1 pseudogene is annotated in these 219 nt (G+C 58.9%); it reads right to left on the bottom strand.

What is annotated here, in order from left to right:
* Nucleotides 1-219, bottom strand: a pseudogene (locus tag AF337_RS28945) (calcium-binding protein); the annotation flags it as partial.

Genomic DNA, 219 nt, shown 5'->3' on the forward strand with positions numbered 1-219 from the left:
GATGGAGACCGCGCCGGGTCCCAGCTCTTGCGAAAGGTCGAGATGGGCGCTGTCCGTCAACCGCAAGGTGATGCCAGAGGTGGAGCCGGGACTGACGGTGGAGTTGATAATCTTCTCGAAGCTTTCGAACTGCGCGGACGATCCGGTAACGTCGAATCCGCGCGTGTCGAGGATTTCGAAGCTTTTGACCGTCAAGCCGGTCAAAATGGTGGCTTGCAG

This window comes from Rhizobium ecuadorense (assembly GCF_001187535.1).
In the GTDB taxonomy this organism is placed as follows: domain Bacteria; phylum Pseudomonadota; class Alphaproteobacteria; order Rhizobiales; family Rhizobiaceae; genus Rhizobium; species Rhizobium ecuadorense.